The sequence below is a fragment of the Calothrix anomala FACHB-343 genome, from assembly GCF_014696435.1.
In the GTDB taxonomy this organism is placed as follows: domain Bacteria; phylum Cyanobacteriota; class Cyanobacteriia; order Cyanobacteriales; family Nostocaceae; genus Aulosira; species Aulosira anomala_A.
In genome coordinates this window covers 1-19,474 of sequence record NZ_JACJQG010000024.1, presented here as the reverse complement: position 1 = coordinate 19,474, position 19,474 = coordinate 1, and the positions used below count along the sequence as shown (strand labels likewise).

Below are 19,474 nucleotides of genomic sequence, written 5' to 3'. Positions count from 1 at the left end.
AGTTGGCAAATTATCTAGTATCACCAACAACCCATCTGCTATTTTCAGCATCCCATAATAATAGAAAAGTCACCTTAGCTGGGACGGTTTTTCCGGTTTTCATCGTATATTCTAAATTAGTATTAAGTGTAGCGGCATTTTCGTTTGCTTGTACTAAATTAACTTGTGAAACATATACGCTTTGGACTCTATTTCCCCACCAATCTATATAGGAAAGATAGCCGTTGGGGTGAAGTTTGCGATTATTTTGATAGCTGGGTGCTAGGAGATTCCAAGAAGTTGGAAATTGACCTTGATTGATAATTGCAAAATAATTTTGTATCGCTTGTTCTGGTGATGGACGTTCAACTGATGTGGGTGTTATGGGAGAAACTTGCACAGATGGGGTAGGACTGGGAATGGTGGTATTTGGTGTAGCGGTTTCTTGGGGTTGATTGCGGATTGTTGCAGATTCGTTAGATGGCTGTGGGGACTGTGCTATTTGCGGTTGTTTATTATTAGCGATCGCAAAACCAATTATAGCTGCACCCACAATCAAGCCACCTGCGATTAAACTGGCGATTAAGACTCCTTTTTGTCCGTTATGTGTGGGTTGAGGATTAGTTGGTTGATAAGATCCACCTGGACTAACGGGAATTGTCTGTTGTTGATAAGATACACCTGGACTAACTGGGATTGTTGGTGGTGTTGATGCTACTGGTGGAGGGTTATAAGGTTGTGTGGGTGGAAAGGTATTTGCGCCAATTTGCAAGGCTTGTAGCATTTCTCTAGCTGTGGCGAAGCGATCGCGTGGATGATAGGCGATCGCTTTATCGATTACTCCGGCTAATGTTGGACTCACGTTTAATGCATAATGAGACCAAATAATTTCTCCTGTTCGCGGATCTGTTTCTAATTCTTGTGGTTGTTTCCCCGTCAGCAAATAAATTGCTGTCATCCCTAAACTATATAAATCGCTAGAAAATACCGGTCTCCCCATTGCTTGTTCGCTGGGCATATAACCGGGTGTACCAATGACAATTGAACTGGTAGGATTGCCTTGAGAATTAAATACTGTCCCCATTGTTTCCCGCACTGCACCAAAATCTATCAGTACGGGTTTGCGATCGCGATCGCGCAAAATAATATTATCTGGTTTAATATCGCGGTGAATAATCCGCTTTGAGTGAATATACTCTAAAACTGGTAATAAATTTACTAATATTTCTTTAACAGCACTTTCACTAAATCTTCCTTGCTGTTGCATCTTTGCAGTCAGAGTTTGACCTTGAATCAACTCCTGAACCACATAAAATTGCCCTTCTGACTGAAAATAAGCATATAAGGCGGGTATTTGGTCTGTAGCGCCACCTAAATCTTCTAAAATCGCTGCTTCTCTTTGAAACCGTTCCTGAACCAGTTGATAAACCTGGGGATTATTTTGAATTGGTTTAAGTTGTTTAATCACACAGCGACGCCTAGAGGGCATTTGGGTATCTTCTGCTAAGAAAGTTTCACCAAATCCACCGCCCCCTAAGGTATCAATTACTTGATAGCGATTATTTAGCAGCGTTTGCATAAGTTGGCGTTAGCCAGTCAGAATCAGGATATCAATTGTATATTTTATAGCATGTTAGCTTTGGGATTTAAAGAAGATAGCTTTGTTGAAGGCAAGGGGGACGCAGCGACGCGGAGAATAACAAATGACTAGGTTTGGTATTGATTGGCGATCGCTTCACCACACCTATGAAAATATTAGTTTATTATCCTGCTATAAATATCTGCTCTACTGTTAAATTTAATTCCGGGAATGTTGGAGACTGAATTTGATCGCTACCCCGAAATTGAGTAACTTGATATTCACCATTAATCAATTGATAAAGTGAAAAAGTAGGTTGTTTGGGATTGCCAATAAATTTTCTTGCACCTAACGCTGCATAGTCAACAACCCAATATTCAGGAATACCCATTTCTTCGTAATCAGCAAGTTTTAAATAGTAATCATCTCGCCAATTAGTACTGACAACCTCTATAACTAAAGGGATTGATGCACCATTGATAATAGTGGAAGATTTTTCCCAAAGAGGTTCCGAGGCTAAAGCTGCATCATTTACGATCAAAACATCTGGAAAATAACCTGATTCTCTTGCTGGAGGTTTTACTATCGCTTGATTGGGGATAAAGTAGGGAAGATTTAACCTGTCAAACTCCACAGATAGCTTTCTTACCAAAAACCCTTTTACTTTCTCATGTTTCCCTGTAGGCTGTGACATTTCCACAATTTCCCCATTGTGCAGTTCGTAGCGTACCCCAGAGTTTTCGGGATACCAAGCAATAAATTCATCAAAAGTAACTATTTTTGGTACAGCTTGAGTCATAATATCTTTATTTTTATTTAGGTGTATGTATTTCCATGATGGCAAAATTTCCAACTTCTTATTTATTGCTGATTTCTCGCATTAGCAAATACTGCGGCTGCATTTGCTGAACCTACATATCGCCAGTGCCAAGGTTCAAAACTGACACCTTGTTTATTGTTGGGAGGAAAAGACAGTTCAAAGCCAAATTCTTGAGCATGTTTAGTCAACCAACGATAAGCATCTGTATTTTCAAATGCTAAAGTAATATCTTTTTTTGGAGATTTACCATCTGTTAAATCTAACGCAAAACCTGTATGATGTTCACTATGTCCAGGGGGTGCGCTAATTTTTGCGGCTGCTTGTTCAGAACCCCGGCGTTTAATTTGGTTTTGAAATAATTTTTCTTGTTGTTCTATAGTCCGAAATCCAGATACAGGAATAATCCAAATACCTACTTCTCTGGCTGCATAAGTCATTTTCATAAATGCTTGTACAGCTTCAGTGTTTAAAGATTCAAAGCGCTGATCTGCACCTGTTGCATAGCTACCAATCAGCATCATTTGGCTACGATCGGCTTGTGCGTAAGGAAAATGCCCGTAAGCAATTTGATTTGATGATGTTGTTGTATTTTGATGTTTGGTTTTCTCAATTTGCAAGGTTCTACTAATTTCTAAGGGTGTGGAATTAGTAGGAATATTCGCTGTTGGTAAAGCTATAGGTTCTGAGTTGGGTTGCGCTGTGACTGTAGTTGTTACCGTTGGAGAAGTTTTAGCTTGCACGGGTACATTTGAGGTAGAAAATCTCATCATTAAAGTACCGCACAGGATAATACCAAATGCCACAATTGTAGCAATCGCTAAAATTCTCACAATATAAGGTAATTTTGAGAAAAATCTCATGATCGTTTATGAATTATTTGCTAATTAGTTACTAATTATTTGCGTAGAGGCTATTTTCCAACGTTGGTCTACAAATTGTAAAGTATATCTGACTGTTCTCGTTTTAAAATCAGTTTCTTTAGGTATAATATTGCCATTTCTATCAAAAAGTGTGCGATCTTCCGTAACTTTGACTTGAATAGTCGCTTGGTTACCGTTAACAGAAAACTCGTCTACTCCATCAATTTGTTGTAAACCATATTGGTAATAATGACCATCAGTTTTGAGGGAGTTGATTGAACCATCATAACCAGCAACTTGCTCGTATTGTTGACCAGTAGTTAACTCAGAAGCTGGTTGAGGATTGTAGGGTGGTGCAAACATAACTTGCTTGGCTTTTAACCAATTATTAATTACATTTTTTGCTCCTGCTTCTGTGAGGGTTGCTGTTGATGTTATAGGTGTTTCTACATTGGTTGAATTATTCTCAGATGTGGTTGGTCTTTCTGTGTAAATAGGTGTTGAGGGAGTATTAATTTGACGATTAGAATTAGAAGAGTTTGACTCAACTACTTTGGATGTTGGGGGAGTTGATTGTTGCTCATTGATATTAGGTGAATTATTAGATGAATTTAAGCTTGGCGATCTGGTTGGTGTAGGAGATGTGGCTACATTTATTGATGGTTGAGTTGGACTAGATAATTGCCCTCTGACTAACCATATACCACCGACAACTAATGAGCCAATTACACTACCAATAATTACCCCTTGTTGCCAAGTAGCCAAACTTTTAGGAGATGGTACTGGTTCTGGAGAGTAAGAAATTGGCGGCTGATATACAGGGGGTGGAGATGGAACTGTTGGCGTTGAAACATGTCCTCCGTTGACTGGTGTGGCAATTACTGTGGGATTAGCAGGGGGTACGGTGGGTATAACAGGTACAGTAGGTGCAACGGGATTTTGCAATGCGATTAACATATCTCTAGCAGTAAGATAGCGATCGCGCGGTGATTGTTGTACAGCTTTATCCAATACAGCCGCAAAATCTGGGCTAATATTAAACGCAAAATTTCGCCAGAGAATATCCCCTGTAGCGGGATTTGTGGGAAATTCTGAGGGGATTTTGCCTGTAAGTAAATAAATCGCTGTCAGTCCTAAACTATAGATATCGCTGGAAAATACTGGCCTACCTACCGATTGTTCCATCGGCATAAATCCTGGTGTTCCAATGACAATTGACGGGGTGGAGTTACCAGAGGCGGTCATAATTGTGCCCATTGATACTTTAACCGCACCAAAATCAATTAATATGGGCTTGCCATCAGCGAAACGCAAAATTATATTATCTGGTTTAATATCTCGATGAACTATATGCTTGCTATGAATAAATTCTAGAATTGGTAAAATATCAATTAATATTCCCTTAACAGCAATTTCACTTAATACCCCTTGCTGTTGGATTTTTTGGGTTAAGGTTTGACCTTCAATATATTCTTGGACTAAGTAAAATTGCCCATTGTCGATAAAATAGGCATATAGTTTGGGTATTTGATTGCTGCGATCGCCTAGTTCTTCTAATATGGCTGCTTCTTGCTGAAAGCGTTGTTGAATTAATTGGTAAACCTGGGGATTATTGGCTATAGGCTTAAGTTGTTTAATTACACAACGGCGATTAGAAGGCATTTGAGTATCTTCGGCTAAAAAAGTTTCCCCAAATCCTCCACTCCCTAGCACTCGCAAAACTTGATAACGATTATTTAATAATGTCAAGGTCATAAACACTCCTCTTTGATTTGTGAACTTACTCGTAAACAGAGCAAACACAGAACGGGTAATGGAAAAGTATCAGAGTAGGCTTTTTTCAAAAATCAAACTGGACTTTGCTATTTGGCATTGCTGAATTTAGCGATGACTGTCTAACCTATGCGCCGGACTACGCAGGATAAAACTCAGAATAATTCCTCAATATATTCATTATTTAATCAATATCTAATGTTGTAATTGCCTATTTTTTACATATAATTTATATTTAGCTGTTCAATATCATAAACTTTTAGTACCTGTAATTAATTTAGTTTTTGCGTAAAAAATTAATTTTTGATAAGTAAACAACTATTACTGTTAACCAGCTAAATTTCAGAGTAAGTAGCCATCATGAACTGCGTACACCAGAATTGATGAAAAACAGCCATTCACGAGAAAATATCACAAACCTGTCCATGAAAATTTCTAGCCCCTAGCCCCTAGCCCCTTAAGCAATTTATGGTGCAGCCACCTTCCCAAAGTCGGACTGTTTTTAGCTCCAATCCTTTTCTAGAATTAAACAACCAAGGTGAAATTCTCTACTTTGAACTCAAAAAGCCTCAGCATATTTTGGGACGAGATCCCAGTACCAGCGATTTACTAGTACCCCAACATTGGGAAGTAGTTTCCCGTTGTCAAGCGGTGTTGTGTCAAGAAGGCGCAGACTACCGCATTTATGACGGCGATGGGCAAAAAGCGAGTAGTAATAAGCTATATGTCAATCATTCCCTAATTACCCCCAAAGAAGGCTATTGTTTAACCCATGGTGTAGAAATTCAAATTGCCCAAAACCCAAATCAACTGATTCAAATTAGATACGGCAATCCTGCTAACGCCCATACAGTAACTACACCAGCAATTCGGGCAATTTCGTTAAAACAGCGATCAATTTTACTCGGACGCGATCCTCAAGCTAGTTTACAGTTAGATGCGCCTACGGTTTCTCGGCGTCACGCAACTATTGATACTGATGGACAAGGACGCTATATTCTGCGAGATTACAGCACCAATGGGGTGTTTATTGACGGTAAACAAGTCATGGGAACGGCTGTACTGTCAAATGGGGCGAAAATCCGCATCGGGCCGTTTACTTTGGTGGTGCGCGATGATAATTTAGAAATTCTCGATCAAGGCGATCGCATTCGTCTAGATGCACAGAATATACTTTTAGAAACTAACGGTAAGCGACGATTAGATAATTTATCTTTTGCAATTGAACCAGGACAATTTGTTGCTTTAGTCGGGGGAAGTGGTGCGGGTAAATCTACATTAATGCGGACGCTGTTAGGAATTGAGAAAATTACTAAAGGTGAAGTGCAGATTAATGGTGAAGATTTGCAAAAAAACTTTAATTTGTACCGCACCCAAATTGGTTATGTTCCCCAAGATGATATTATTCACCGAGAATTGACTGTTGCTGAGGTACTCACCTATGCAGCAAAATTGCGCCTACCACCGGATATCCAGTTGCAACCACTGGTAGAACAGGCGCTAGAAGCAATTAAAATGACTCATCGGCGTCATGCTTTAGTTAGCGATCTCAGTGGCGGACAGCGCAAACGGGTGAGTATTGGCGTAGAATTATTAGCCGATCCCAAATTGTTCTTTTTAGATGAACCCACCTCTGGATTAGATCCTGGCTTAGATAAGCAGATGATGCAGCTATTAAAGGATTTAGCCCATCAAGGGGGAAGAACGATTATTTTAGTCACCCATGCAACAGCTAATATTACCGAATGCGATCGCATTGTCTTTCTCGGTTTAGGTGGTAGACTGTGCTATTTTGGTACACCCCAAGAAGCTTTGAAGTTTTTTGGCGTGAGTGACTTTGCCGATATTTATATTAAACTCGAACAAGAACAAGCAGTTGTTAACTACGCAACTTTATTTCAGCAATCACCGTTTTATCAACGTTATATTGGCAATCAAATCAATACTGTAACTCCGCAGCCATCAAAGTCTTTAGCACCAACACGCAAAAAAGTTTCCTTTTTACAACAGTGGTTTTTATTAACGCAACGATATTGGCAATTAATTTTACGCGATCGCGTTAATCTTCTCCTCTCACTTTTAACCGCACCTATCGGTATTGGTTTAATTACTTTAGCAATTAAAGATAAAATACCCTTTGTTTTAGGCGCAGAACCAGATCCCAAACTCGCACCTTTAGCTTTGCAAGTATTGTTTGTCTTTACTTGTGCTGCGTTGTGGGTAGGACTTTCTAGTTCTTTGCAAGAAATTGTCAAAGAAGCAGCAATTTATTTAAGGGAAAGGCTAGTTAATTTAGGATTATTAGCTTATCTTAGCTCGAAAGTCACCGTCCTTTCAATTTTAGCGATCGCGCAAACTTTATTAATGCTGATAGTCATTATCATCGGCTTTAAATCTCCAAATTCAGAATTAATTTCTTGGCCGATAGGATTATCAATTACTACTTTCCTCACCTTATTAGCTAGTTTCAGCTTAGGTTTATTAATATCAGCATGTGTGAGAAATAGTAGTCAAGCTAATAGCGCTTTACCATTACTTTTACTACCGCAAATTATCTTTTCTGGAGTATTATTTAAAACCACTGGTGATGTCAATAAAATTTTATCTTGGTTGATGTTAAGTCGTTGGTCAGTAGGTGCTTATGGTGCTTTAGTAAATGTCAACAGTTTAGTCCCAGAACCAACCAAATTACCTGATGGAAGTACAGTCCCTCAACCATTTGAACCCACAGCAGTTTACGATGCAACATGGGGAAATTTACATTTAAATTGGGGATTTTTATTATTACATGCCGCCATTTATTTAACTATTACTTTTTGGTTACAAAAGCGAAAGGACATTTTTTAATATATTGGGCATGGGGCATTAGGAAATATTAAAATTATTTCCTAAAATATCGCAGGTTATAACGGTCTTGATATTTGGCAATATAATCCGCATTACGAATTTCTATAGGTGTTAATAATCGATTAGGAAATTGTTTTGGTGAATATGTCGGTTGATACCAAGGTTGATTATTAAAGTAATCTTGTATGCCGGGAGTATCAAACTTTCTACCATGAATTGCAAATACCCAATTACGCATAATATCTAATTCAAAACCATCTTTACCCGCTAAATCTGCATCAGTCACAGCCCTTTGGGAAAGCCAAGAATAATCGTTAGTTGTAGCGTTATTAGTTGGTGGTGTATATGTATTTGTAGAAGCTGAAAATGTGGGAGTAGGAGTAGCGTTCCCCGAAAGGGTTGCCGTAGGCGTCGCTTGCGGTGTTACAGTGGGTTGAGCGATGGGAGATGGCGTACTAGTGGGAGTTTGTGCAATTGGAGATGTCGCGTTTGATGAGGTGTTTGTCGGTGTGACTGTTGTTTGTGCTACTTGTTGAGTAGGTTTTAATACCTGACTCAGAATTACAGACGCACCAATTAATCCCCCTGCAATTAAACCACCGATAATAAAAGCGTTGCGATTATTACTTTCAGTTCTGGGGTATTCAGTTCTGGGGTATTCAGTTTTTGGTGGTTCGGTTCTTGGCGGTTCCGTTATCGCCCCAGGACTCACAGGAACCGTTGGCGCTAGTGGTACAGAATTCACCTGCGGCTGGTAGAATGGTTGCGTTGGTGCAATGGAGTTAGATATGCTCTGTAAAGCATCTAGCATCGCTCTAGCAGTAGGATATCGATCGCGGGGATGATAAGCGATCGCGCGATCGATAATCTCTGCCATCATGGGGCTAATATGACTAGCATATTGTCGCCAAACAATATCCGCCGTTTGCGGATCTGTTTCTATTTGCTGCGGTTGTCTACCCGTCAGCAAATAAATTACCGTCATCCCCACACTATATAAATCGCTAGAATAAACCGGTCTACCTGCGGCTTGTTCGCTAGGCATAAATCCCGGCGTACCAATCACAATTGAACTGGTAGGATTACCTTGAGAATTTACTACTGTTCCCATCGATTCCCGCACCGCCCCAAAATCAATTAGCACGGGTTTACCATCACGATGGCGGAGAATAATATTATCTGGTTTAATATCTCGGTGAACAATATATTTACCGTGAACGTATTCTAATACAGGTAACAAATTTAGCAATAATTCTTGGACAGCGCCTTCACTAAATAAACCTTGCTGTTGTACCCTCGCTGTTAAAGTATCTCCCTCCACCCATTCTTGAACCAGATAAAATTGTTCTTTTGCTTCAAAATAGGCATATAAAGTGGGGATTTGGTCAGTCGCACCACCTAGAGTTTCTAAAATCGCCGCTTCTCTTTGAAACCGTTCTTGCACCAGTTGATAAATCTGGGGATTATTTTGAATCGGTCTAAGTTGTTTTACCACACAACGGCGCTTTGAGGGCATATAAGTATCCTCTGCAAGATACGTTTCCCCAAAACCACCAGCACCCAACGTGCGGATAACTTGATAGCGATCGTTCAACAGGTTCATGGTAATTTGTAATTAAAAAACATCAGCTGGATTTAGCTCCCCGACTTTTTTAAAAAACCAGGTATCTAAGTATTTTATGCCCTAGACTAACGCACTTATAATAATCGATACTAACAAGTTGAATATCTGTGAGCTAGGGTACTTTTACCTGTTGAGCCTGAAAACCCACTCGCAGACCAAATTTACCAATATATTTGAGGTATCTTAACCACCACTAGCTCAAACCCAAAACCTTAATTCCTGTTCCTCCGCAGTTTGTAACGGAGGTTTCCCTCTCTTGCTGGTAGTAAAAAATCTAGATCCCCCTAAATCCGCCTTTTGAAGGGACTAGAGGGAATCAATAAATACTTATAATTACAGCCAATCTCTTTTCAAACAGCCTCTAAGAGTTCCTCTCTCAAGGCTTAATCTAACGACTCAATGAGGATGGCTATATATCCTCATTGTTAGATATATGAAATTAATCTCTCTCCCTCGCTCAATTTTGACTAGTACAGCACGGCGTAAATAAACAGACCATTCAAAATCAACAAAACGCTTACTCTGTCTTAATTTTGAATTTTGAATTTTGAATTTTGAATTCCGCCTTGCGGTACTAGCTTAATTACGTAACAGAAACATTTACCATCTGCACGCGAGTCACCTGTAAGCCGATGAATTAAATTATTTATCCTGCTTGGCTTTTTTGATTATTTGCAAGTAGACATTAATTTCATTAACTTCTACATCATGTTCAACTCTCGTTACTTTCCAGTTCTCCTTTTTTAGATAAACTTCCTCTCCCAGTCTGGGAATAAATTGTAAATCATAAAATTTTTTGAGGAAATCTTTTTGGTTCTCTTCCCATAAAATTACTTTGGCTCCTTCTTTGCTCATAGTCATGGTTTATCCTTACTTTGTAACTTAATTTCAGTCAGTAGTTTAATGACATACATCCAGGCAGTTTATCTTAATAATTCAACTCAATAGTGTAGTTCAAACCACATTATTTCCTAACACCTATGTCCTCTGTGTGTTATTCGCGCTCAAACTACAGTGAAGATACTCAATATTTTTTCTAACAATTTCAATATAGTAATACCAACTGGAAAAAAGAATGCGGAAGATTGTAGGGGCACTGGCACTGCCATGCCCTCTAGAATATTTTAATGTGTTGCAAAGATTATTTGAATTGCTATAAGCCGATTTCATTGCTGAAGAATATTCAGACCTTTATGGTGGGCAATTTCCACCTAAGCCTGTATTACAAAAACCAATTAAGAATAATTGTAGGTTGGGTTGTAGCTTGCTTCCCGTAGGGTACGAAGTGAAACCCAACAAACCCCTGGAAATGTTGGGTTTCGTTCCTCAACCCAACCTACTCAGTTTATGGTTTTTGGTGCTAACTGAACCGTATTGATTAATGAGGCGAGGAAAAACAGTTATTTTTTACAGAATAAAATAGCGATCGCATTTATTTTTATATATGAAAAACCATCATTATTAAACAATGAAATATTATTAAAACTGGGGTTAAGAGAAATAAAAATAAAAAAAGGAGCCAAATAATGTGGCTCCTCAATCAACAACAGGTTTTAAAAACTGGATTACTTCACAGTTACCTTACCACCAGCTTCTTCGATGCGCTTCTTAGCATCTTCAGCAGCTTCCTTAGCAATACCTTCCTTAACAGGCTTGGGTGCTGCTTCCACCAAATCCTTAGCTTCTTTCAAACCTAAGCCAGTGATTTCGCGAACAATCTTGAGTACAGCAATCTTCTTGTCAGCAGGTACAGATTCGAGAATTACGTCGAATTCGGTCTTCTCTTCAACTGCTTCAGCAGCAGGTGCAGCACCAGGAGCAGCCATCATCATCATACCGCCAGCAGGTGCAGCTGCGCTAACGCCAAAAGCTTCTTCAATTTGCTTAACTAATTCAGCAGCTTCTAACAAAGTCAAAGATTTCAACTGTTCTAAAATGTTATCGGTTGTAGCAGACATTGATATAACTCCTATGATGTTTGATTTAGTTATTTGTCAATAGTCAATAGTCAATGGTCAATAGTTAAAAACCACTTTACTTTGGACTGTTGACTCTGGACTTTTGACTTTTGACTGTCTATTCGCCAGCACTATCGGCACTATCGCCTTTCTCTGCATCAGCAACTGCTTGCAATGCACGCGCCAGTGAACCAGGAACTTCGTTGATACCCACAGCAATCTTGGTAGCCAAAGCGTTGATGGCTCCAGCAATTTGACCCATGAGTTGTTCCTTAGATGGCAAGTCTCCTAGAGCCTTGACATCAGGTTCTTTCAGCAAGCGACCTTCCATCACACCGCCGCGAAGTTCTGTCTTCTTGGTGGCTTTTTGGAAATCTTGGTAAGCCTTAATTGCTGACGAGAAATCGTCTTTAACTAGCAAAAAGGCAGAAGACCCTTTGAGCAGTTCTGACAATGGTTGCCATTGCTCTTGGTCTTGAATGGCAATGCCCATCAGGGTATTTTTTGTCACCTTACATACAGTACCGCTAGGACGCAGCCGCCGCCGTAAGTCTGTGATTTCAGCCACAGTTAACCCCTGGTAATCAATTACCAGTGCCAGAGTTGACTCGCTCAAAGTTTCTTTGAGGTCAGCAACTATCTCTTGTTTGTTTTCTAGCGTTCTACCCATCTTTTATTTCACCTCCCAGGGCAAAATCATCGATTTTCCCTACTTTTGCGTTTTGTTCTGACCAACTCAAACAATAAACCCCAGCTGGGACAGCCGGGGTTTATTAGCAAGTCTGTTGTTGCCATAGTCATCACACTATCACTAGCGGTACTTGAGGCAATTTAGATTTGCAACCTCGGCAGGATATTAAGCCATAGGCCCCTGCTGTCTTTGGCTGTGTTTATTTAGCTTTACTTGTCAATTGTCAGTCGTCAGTTGTCAGTTGTCTTTTGCTATTACAAATGACTAATGACTAATGACCAATGATTATGCTGCTTCGGTCAGTTTTAAATCCCGTAGGGCACCGATATCGACTTTAATAGAGGGCCCCATTGTGGAAGACACGTAAATTGTGCGCCAATAACGACCTTTGGCACCTGAAGGGCGGTTACGGTCAATCGTCTCTTGCAACGCCTTCAGGTTGACTAACAAATCTTCTGGCGAGAACGATGCCTTACCAAACATAACATGGACGATGCCTGTTCTGTCAGCCCGGAATTCTAATTTACCAGCTTTGAATTCTGCGATCGCACTTGCTACGTCAAATGTCACCGTACCACCTTTGGGTGATGGCATCAAGCCTCTCGGCCCGAGCAATTTACCCAACTTCGCTACCTGTGGCATGACATCTGGTGTCGCAATCAGCTTGTCAAAGTCCATTCTGCCTTTTTGGATCTCGTCAATCAGCTCTTCTGAACCAACGACATCCGCACCAGCAGTACTTGCTTCGTTAACTTTTTCACCTCTAGCAATTACTGCCACACGTACTTCTTGCCCTGTACCTTTGGGCAGTGCTACAGTTGTCCGCAATTGTTGGTCTGTATACTTTGGATCGATCCCTAAGCGAATATGCGCTTCCGCAGCTTCGGGAAATTTTGCTGTTGCTGTTTCTTTCAGCAGTGCTAGCGCCTCTAAGGGTGCGTAATCTCTATCTTCTACTTTTGCTTGCAATGCCTGCAAGCGCCGTGATATTTTTTTTGCCATTCTTCTCTCCTGGGGTACTTCCGAAGCTTCGCCTCTCCCCCGATAAGTTTTTGTGATTTGTCATTGGTCATTTGTCATTTGTCATTTGTATCTAAATTTTTACTAATGACTATTGACTAATGACTATTGACTAGTCTGCTATAGTTACGCCCATATTCTTGGCAGTACCTTCGACAATCTTCATCGCCGCGTCGATATCGTTGGCGTTGAGGTCAGGTAGTTTGGTTTGAGCTATTTCTTGTAATTGCGCTCTGGTAATCTTACCAACTTTCTTTTTGTTGGGTTCGTTAGAGCCACGCTCAATTTTCGCTGCCTTGCGAATTAGTACTGATGCGGGTGGGGTCTTGAGTACAAATGTAAAACTCCGGTCTTCATAAACCGAAATTTCTACAGGAATTACCATCCCAGCTTGGTCTGCTGTTTTGGCGTTGTACTCTTTGCAGAACATCATGATGTTAACGCCATGTTGACCCAACGCAGGGCCTACTGGCGGTGCTGGGTTGGCTTTTCCAGCATTCAGGGCCAATTTAATGACCGCTACTACTTTCTTTGCCATTTTTATTTAACTCTGTTTCTCTACCTGATTAAATTCCAACTCTACTGGTGTATCTCGTCCAAAAATCGACAGTAAGGCTTTGAGCTTACTCCGTTCGGGAGAAACTTCAATTACCTCACCTTCAAAGTCTTTAAACGGCCCAGAAAGCACAACTATCTTATCACCAGTCGCCATATCAATTTTCAGAACTGGCTCCTGTTCGCTGGTTTGTTTGAAGATGCGCTCAACTTCTGAATGACCAAGGGGTACTGGCTTAACATGTCCGCGACCTTTTCCAGTGCCGCGTTTTTGTTCTGCTCCCACAAAATTAATTACATGGGAAGTGTTGCGCACTACCTGCCAAGTATCATCATTCATCACCATACGCACCAATACATAACCAGGGAATACTTTTTCCTCTGTAGTTTGGCGACTGCCATCTTTACGGATTTTTACCGCCGGCGTGTGCGGAATCTCGACTTGGATAATTTTATCAGCCACATCAAAAGTTTGAATGCGCTGTTCCAAGTTTGTCTTGACACGTTTTTCACAGCCTGAGGCTACTTGCACCGCATACCACCGTGCTTCTTTGAGCGCTGCTTCTGCGGCTTCCTCTGACTGCAACGTCTGGTCTTGTGGTTCGTCTGTTGCAAAAGTCATCAGAACACCTGTTTTGCTGCCCACCCAAACAATCCATCGACCAAATAGATCAAAGATGCGGATAATGTCACCATCAATAAAACAGCTGCTGATTCGCTCACCAGTTGTTTCCGACTAGGCCAGACAACTTTCTCAAGTTCTTCTTTGGTTCCTTGAAAAAAGTTATTTAAGGCTGACCCATTTGTGTTTTCTGGGATTTCCGCTTCATTTTTTTTGGCCACAGCCGTTTATCCCCCCGTTTTCTCTAGAGCTAGAAGCTACTAATTGTGATTCAGGTTTACAGCTTGAGTCAATCCCAACTTAAATCTGGAAGCAAAAAAGCTGCAAAATAATTATACCCGAAATCACCACTACTAGCTGCTATGTTAGCAGCTGTATTGATATTCCGGGCTGTGTTTTTTGCTTTTGAGCGCGCCCTGGAGGACTTGAACCCCCGACATCAGGTTTTGGAGACCTGCGTTCTACCAACTGAACTAAGAGCGCACAAGCTGTCTTGGATTCAGCGATTGCGTTGAACTCATTTACTAGTTTAACGCAATTCCGGATTTAATCATACCTTACTTTTGTCTGGAATGCAAGTGAGCGGCAGATGCCGCTTTTTGAGGCTCGCTTCTCCCATACTTGTAATTTACAATTACAAAGCGCGATCAAAACGTTGCTTAATCCGAGTGGCTTTACCAACACGTTGACGGAGATAGTAAAGTTTAGCACGACGTACTTTACCACGGCGCATGACTTTAATACTATCAATCCGAGGAGAATGTACCAGGAATACCCGCTCAACGCCTACGCCTTGAAATACCCGCCGGACTGTAATTGTTTCGTTGATACCACCATTACGTTTGGCAATGACTACGCCTTCATAAGGTTGGACGCGGTATTTATCGCCTTCTTTAATTTTGACGCCTACTTTAACTGTATCGCCCACATAAATATCGGGCAGATTAGATTTTAGCTGTTCCCCTTCAATGGAACGGATGATCTCTTGAGCGTTCATTGCCTGTCTGCTTTAAAAAACTCACGATCACCAATCATAAATCTATTCCAGCCTGAGAGTCCAGTAGTTAGATATGGATGATTTTACTTCACCCTAACCACCACAGAGAAAAATTATTACATAAGTGTTATGGCAACCAAGTCAGAAAAAAGTTACATATATTACATTGATTTCCTAGTGGTTAATCAATTGCCAAAGTGATGAAATGGCTAATAAGCAGAATATTATTCATGATTTTCTGCCACTGACCACTGACTACTGACCACTGACTATTGAAAAAATTATGAAATTTACTGTAGTTATAACTACTTATAATCGTTTAAATTTACTCAAACGAGCCATTACATCAGCACTTAAGCAAACGATTCCTTGTGAGGTGGTGGTTGCTGATGACTGTTCCTCTGATGAAACTGAAAATTATGTTAAAAGCTTAGGTAACTCTGTGATTTACCATCGCAATGGGGTAAATCAAGGTCATGCAGCGACGGTAAATGTTGGCGTGGAAAAAGCTAGCGGTGAATGGATCAAGTTTTTAGATGATGATGATTATCTTGCGCCTAATTGTCTAGAAGAGATGACAAAGGCTATTTTACTCCATCCTACCGCAGTTATCTGTTCTTGTATTGCGGCTCAGGTAGATAGTCATGGTGTGGAACTCAGCCGTACCCCCAAATTTGGTACGGGGTTAGCTTTATCTATTCCTCAAGCTGATATTCATTACGGTATGCTTTTGGAATTGGTACCTTTTGGGACGCCAGTGCAAGTAGCTTGCTCGCGGAATGCATTTTTGCAATCTGGTGGTTGGGATTCTCAACTAGATGCTAACTGTGATGATATCGATTCTTGGATTCGGATTGCCCAGTTTGGCGATGCTATCTTTTTAAATCAAAGTCTTGCTTACCGGACAATTTGGCCTGGTGCTTATAATCAAAAGTTGTCTTTATTTAAACGCTTAGAGACTAATATTTTGATGAAAGAAAAGATTTATGCGTTAGTTAATCAAAAGCATATATCGCATATACCCAAGTTAGAGAATACCAAAAATTACCTCGTATTACATTGGTCTATTGTCGCCTTACAGCAAAGACAGCTAAAGGTATTTTTCTCGATGGTATATCCAGCGATTTGTTCGCCTGTGGCTTGGTGGATGTTGTTGACTGCTGTATTATCGCGGCGTTTAAATTTTCCTAATTCTCGGCTGCAAAAGTTGGTGTTAGGGACTAGGGGCTAGGGCGTGTTTTCAAACTCGTTATATGTCCATTAAATTATTATTGTCCAATTTAAATAATTATTGTCATCTCTGCATTGAGGAGAAAAAATAGCCAAAAACCTTGTGCATGAATGGTGTCGGTTAACTAATTATTTGTCGTCTTAACAAATTATTGTCGCTGAAATTAAAAAGGCTATAATCCTTGGCACACAATAATTATAGCCTTTTTGATTGCCATTTAACCGTTCATTTTTTTAACAAATTAAATGTCGCTTTTTGAAAAAATAACATTTTAGTTGTCGTTTTGTTAAAGTCATCGATTTCCAAATTTTGATTAATTCATAACAAAATAATTGTCCTTTTCTAGAATAAGTTCAGTTTATAAAAAATTAAATGTCGTTTTTTTGAACAAAGTAGTATGATATTTATTGAACAGTAATACACAAATACTAATTATGTCATGCTCCTACTAAAACCTCATTCTCTATAGTTGCAAGAACAGCAATTGGAGACGAGTTTTTTCGCAGAAGCTTTGCAGCATCTCAATACTGAAGTTAAGGGTGTGAGAAGCAGCTTTAGGTATTTAGAGAATTTCAAGCAATGGAGTTGTCTGATGGGTGAAACGCTAAACTCCGATGAGGGTAATACATCTTTATCTTTTGATAGTTCGGATGAGCTTGACGAAATTTTGGAGGATGAGTACGCAGAACCAACTAACACGATTATTACTCAACTCTCGGATGAAGCCAAGCTGAGGATGGAGGTATTACAAAGTTTAATTGAGCCATGCGATCGCAAAACCTATGGAATCAAACTCAGGCAAGCGGCACAAAGGCTGGGTCAGACGGTTCGGACGGTGCAGCGACTTGTAAAAAAGTATCAAGAACAGGGTTTATCGGCTATTACCGAACCAGAACGTTCTGACAAAGGCGATTACCGCATCGATAAACAATGGCAAGAGTTTATTATCAAAACCTATAAAGAAGGTAATAAAAGCGGTAGAAAAATGACTCCCGCTCAAGTGGCGATTCGGGTTCAAGTGAGAGCCGAACAATTGGGTTTGGAAAGATACCCCAGCCACATGACTGTTTACCGGGTTCTTAATCCAATTATTGAGCGCAAAGAGCAGAAACAGAAAGTTAGAAATATTGGTTGGCGTGGTTCACGGGTATCGCATCAAACCCGTGATGGACAAACTTTGGAGGCGGGATGAATTCAGATTTTTGGACAAAGCTGAAAGTCGATTCTTTGCGCCTTTGCGCCTTTGCGTGAGATAAAAATCATCCCATTAATCAGCAACGCCGAAAAATTGAATTGCGATCGCCAGTTATGTTTAGTGCTTTAGGCATTCGATGCAACGCCTGTTTGTCGATATGGGTAAAACTAGTAGCCGAACGATCAATTGAGTCAGATTATTTGCACTTTCAGCCAAAATCACGCCATTGATGTGTTCAACCAATTTTTCACCAAGGCTAGCGCTAAGTCAGTACCACTATGTTTCCCAGGCTCTTGTTTGGGAATAGGGTAGAACTTATCGAAGATGCGGGGGGTTGGTGTCTTTGAGTTGATTGAGTCGTTGGAGTTCTCTTACCTCGGCTTGCACGGCTTCATAAAGACGGGCTTGGCGTAATGCGATCGCACATTGGTTGGCTACTTGTTGCACTAAATGGATTTCCATCTCTGTAAATAAGGAATCGATGTCTTTAAATAGCCATAAATCGCCCAAAATACCTGTTTGTTCTACTTGGTCGTCAAAAATGCTACAGGCTAAAATTGCTGAATGGTTGCGAATTGGTTTGAATTAAACCGGGAATATGAATTGGTTTGCGATCGCAGTTAGTTAAATCAACTTGATATTGCATGGTTTGGTATTGATCCAATTAATGAAAATCCTAATTTTTGTAATTACAAGTTTTTATTTAAACCCTAATTCAATTATCACTTGGATGCTAAATTGCTAAAGCCGACTTCTAAATCTACAAGCTCTGTGTAAGCAGATTTAATTTTTTGTAGAGAATGAGGCAGTTCAAATCTCTGATCGAGAAAGTAAAAAATACCCAAAGATAACGCTAATTTATCTAATTTTTTGTAGGAAGTTAGCAGTACCAAAGGTAATTTAATTCCCTGGGCAAATAAGTCTAAATAAATTTCGCCTTGGGTTAACTGTGGCATTCGGTCATCTAAAATTAATAATTTTGGTTGTTCTTGAAACAGCTTTTCTATTGCTTCTGTGCCATTTTTAGCTTCATTTACATCCCATCCTTGCTGTTCTAAAATAAAGGCGATCAAAGCTCGATAGCTCTCTTCAGATATGGCAGTTAAGACTTTAGGTTTTTGCGGATTTTGATAATTCATGATTTTATTGTTTACCCCTATTAATTTAAGAGAATAAAAAACATTTAAATTTATTTACTGTTTTGCTTTTATGCTTGAATTCAGCCGAAAGTCAGCACAATTTACTCAATTTCAAAGAGTAAATCAAACAACTTGAAATGAGTAAAAATGCTCTCTGGTTGTGAATTTATTTTTTATCGCTATGCCTAAATATCAGTGTTTTTATCTGAAGTTAGATTAAGTATTTATACTCATTCCTAGCGACAGCATCAATAAATCAACTATATTCGTTATCGGTTTAGTTAAGAACGCCTTTAATTTAACGAGAAAAAATAAAAAACTGATAAAAAACATAAAATCTTAATGAAATGCAATATTTAAGATATAAGCTACCTCGTTTAATATTAATTTTTTTAAAAAAAAATTGAAAAACATATAGGAATCCGATTTTTTTCTGAAAAAATCTAAGTATATGTAGTGGACTGACACAACTAAAATGGGAGCATCCCAATTTTGACGCAATACCCTAGAAGGGTATTGCTATACCAACAAAGCCTGCCTTCGCAGGCTAAAAGTTTGATAGCCTGCGAAGGCAGGCTTCGTAT

Annotated in this window: 18 protein-coding genes, 1 tRNA gene and 1 other annotated feature; of the genes, 3 read left to right on the top strand and 16 right to left on the bottom strand. The window is 39.8% G+C overall.

What is annotated here, in order from left to right:
• Positions 1-10: 10 nt before the first annotated feature.
• The 4 genes from H6G08_RS15340 to H6G08_RS15325 form a co-directional block, all read right to left on the bottom strand.
• Positions 11-1,558 (bottom strand): serine/threonine-protein kinase, encoded by a 1,548-nt coding sequence (locus H6G08_RS15340; protein ID WP_190544075.1) that lies wholly within the window; start codon positions 1,556-1,558, stop codon positions 11-13.
• 184 nt (positions 1,559-1,742) lie between these two features.
• Positions 1,743-2,357 carry a Uma2 family endonuclease gene (locus tag H6G08_RS15335; protein WP_190544072.1) on the bottom strand — a complete coding sequence of 205 codons (615 nt, stop codon included), beginning with the start codon at positions 2,355-2,357 and terminating at the stop codon, positions 1,743-1,745.
• A 62-nt stretch (positions 2,358-2,419) separates the two neighbouring features.
• The gene (locus H6G08_RS37515) at positions 2,420-3,238 is read right to left on the bottom strand and encodes a M15 family metallopeptidase (RefSeq protein ID WP_242046166.1); all 819 of its coding nucleotides are present in this window, start codon (positions 3,236-3,238) and stop codon (positions 2,420-2,422) included.
• 24 nt (positions 3,239-3,262) lie between these two features.
• Positions 3,263-4,993, bottom strand: coding sequence for a protein kinase domain-containing protein (locus H6G08_RS15325; RefSeq protein WP_190544069.1), 1,731 nt, complete (start codon positions 4,991-4,993; stop codon positions 3,263-3,265).
• A gap of 486 nt (positions 4,994-5,479) precedes the next feature.
• On the opposite strand from H6G08_RS15325, the gene H6G08_RS15320 reads away from it, so the two are divergent.
• Positions 5,480-7,858 carry an ATP-binding cassette domain-containing protein gene (locus H6G08_RS15320; RefSeq protein ID WP_190544066.1) on the top strand — a complete coding sequence of 793 codons (2,379 nt, stop codon included), beginning with the start codon at positions 5,480-5,482 and terminating at the stop codon, positions 7,856-7,858.
• A gap of 34 nt (positions 7,859-7,892) precedes the next feature.
• Here H6G08_RS15320 and H6G08_RS15315 read toward each other — a convergent pair whose 3' ends face one another.
• The 10 genes from H6G08_RS15315 to rplS form a co-directional block, all read right to left on the bottom strand.
• Complete coding sequence (locus tag H6G08_RS15315) at positions 7,893-9,467, bottom strand: protein kinase domain-containing protein (protein WP_190544330.1); 1,575 nt, start codon at positions 9,465-9,467, stop codon at positions 7,893-7,895.
• A 657-nt stretch (positions 9,468-10,124) separates the two neighbouring features.
• The gene (locus H6G08_RS15310; RefSeq protein WP_242045710.1) at positions 10,125-10,343 is read right to left on the bottom strand and encodes a hypothetical protein; all 219 of its coding nucleotides are present in this window, start codon (positions 10,341-10,343) and stop codon (positions 10,125-10,127) included.
• Between the two features lie 704 nt (positions 10,344-11,047).
• Positions 11,048-11,440, bottom strand: a complete 393-nt coding sequence (gene rplL, locus H6G08_RS15305; RefSeq protein WP_190544063.1) for a 50S ribosomal protein L7/L12 — start codon at positions 11,438-11,440, stop codon at positions 11,048-11,050.
• Positions 11,441-11,558: 118 nt separating this feature from the next.
• Positions 11,559-12,110, bottom strand: a complete 552-nt coding sequence (gene rplJ, locus H6G08_RS15300) for a 50S ribosomal protein L10 (protein ID WP_096646272.1) — start codon at positions 12,108-12,110, stop codon at positions 11,559-11,561.
• 63 nt (positions 12,111-12,173) lie between these two features.
• Positions 12,174-12,342: a sequence feature (ribosomal protein L10 leader region), on the bottom strand.
• Between the two features lie 74 nt (positions 12,343-12,416).
• Positions 12,417-13,133, bottom strand: a complete 717-nt coding sequence (gene rplA, locus H6G08_RS15295; protein WP_190544060.1) for a 50S ribosomal protein L1 — start codon at positions 13,131-13,133, stop codon at positions 12,417-12,419.
• Positions 13,134-13,263: 130 nt separating this feature from the next.
• Positions 13,264-13,689, bottom strand: a complete 426-nt coding sequence (gene rplK / locus H6G08_RS15290; protein WP_045868213.1) for a 50S ribosomal protein L11 — start codon at positions 13,687-13,689, stop codon at positions 13,264-13,266.
• Positions 13,690-13,695: 6 nt separating this feature from the next.
• Positions 13,696-14,328 carry a transcription termination/antitermination protein NusG gene (gene nusG / locus H6G08_RS15285; RefSeq protein WP_190544057.1) on the bottom strand — a complete coding sequence of 211 codons (633 nt, stop codon included), beginning with the start codon at positions 14,326-14,328 and terminating at the stop codon, positions 13,696-13,698.
• The gene (gene secE, locus H6G08_RS15280; RefSeq protein ID WP_096646275.1) at positions 14,328-14,549 is read right to left on the bottom strand and encodes a preprotein translocase subunit SecE; all 222 of its coding nucleotides are present in this window, start codon (positions 14,547-14,549) and stop codon (positions 14,328-14,330) included. The genes nusG and secE overlap by 1 nt, the downstream gene beginning before the upstream one ends.
• 189 nt (positions 14,550-14,738) lie before the next feature.
• Positions 14,739-14,811, bottom strand: a tRNA-Trp gene (locus H6G08_RS15275).
• A 151-nt stretch (positions 14,812-14,962) separates the two neighbouring features.
• Positions 14,963-15,325: a 50S ribosomal protein L19 gene (rplS, locus tag H6G08_RS15270; RefSeq protein ID WP_190544054.1), complete on the bottom strand. Its 363-nt coding sequence runs from the start codon at positions 15,323-15,325 to the stop codon at positions 14,963-14,965.
• Positions 15,326-15,608: 283 nt separating this feature from the next.
• On the opposite strand from rplS, the gene H6G08_RS15265 reads away from it, so the two are divergent.
• Entirely contained in the window at positions 15,609-16,556 is a 948-nt protein-coding gene (locus tag H6G08_RS15265) for a glycosyltransferase family 2 protein (protein WP_190544051.1), read from the top strand.
• Positions 16,557-17,025: 469 nt separating this feature from the next.
• Positions 17,026-17,748: a helix-turn-helix domain-containing protein gene (locus tag H6G08_RS15260; RefSeq protein ID WP_242046165.1), complete on the top strand. Its 723-nt coding sequence runs from the start codon at positions 17,026-17,028 to the stop codon at positions 17,746-17,748.
• A 318-nt stretch (positions 17,749-18,066) separates the two neighbouring features.
• Here H6G08_RS15260 and H6G08_RS15255 read toward each other — a convergent pair whose 3' ends face one another.
• Together H6G08_RS15255 and H6G08_RS15250 are read right to left on the bottom strand one after the other, a co-directional pair.
• Entirely contained in the window at positions 18,067-18,261 is a 195-nt protein-coding gene (locus H6G08_RS15255; protein ID WP_190544048.1) for a GAF domain-containing protein, read from the bottom strand.
• 212 nt (positions 18,262-18,473) lie between these two features.
• Positions 18,474-18,890, bottom strand: a complete 417-nt coding sequence (locus H6G08_RS15250) for a response regulator (protein WP_190544044.1) — start codon at positions 18,888-18,890, stop codon at positions 18,474-18,476.
• Positions 18,891-19,474 lie beyond the last annotated feature (584 nt).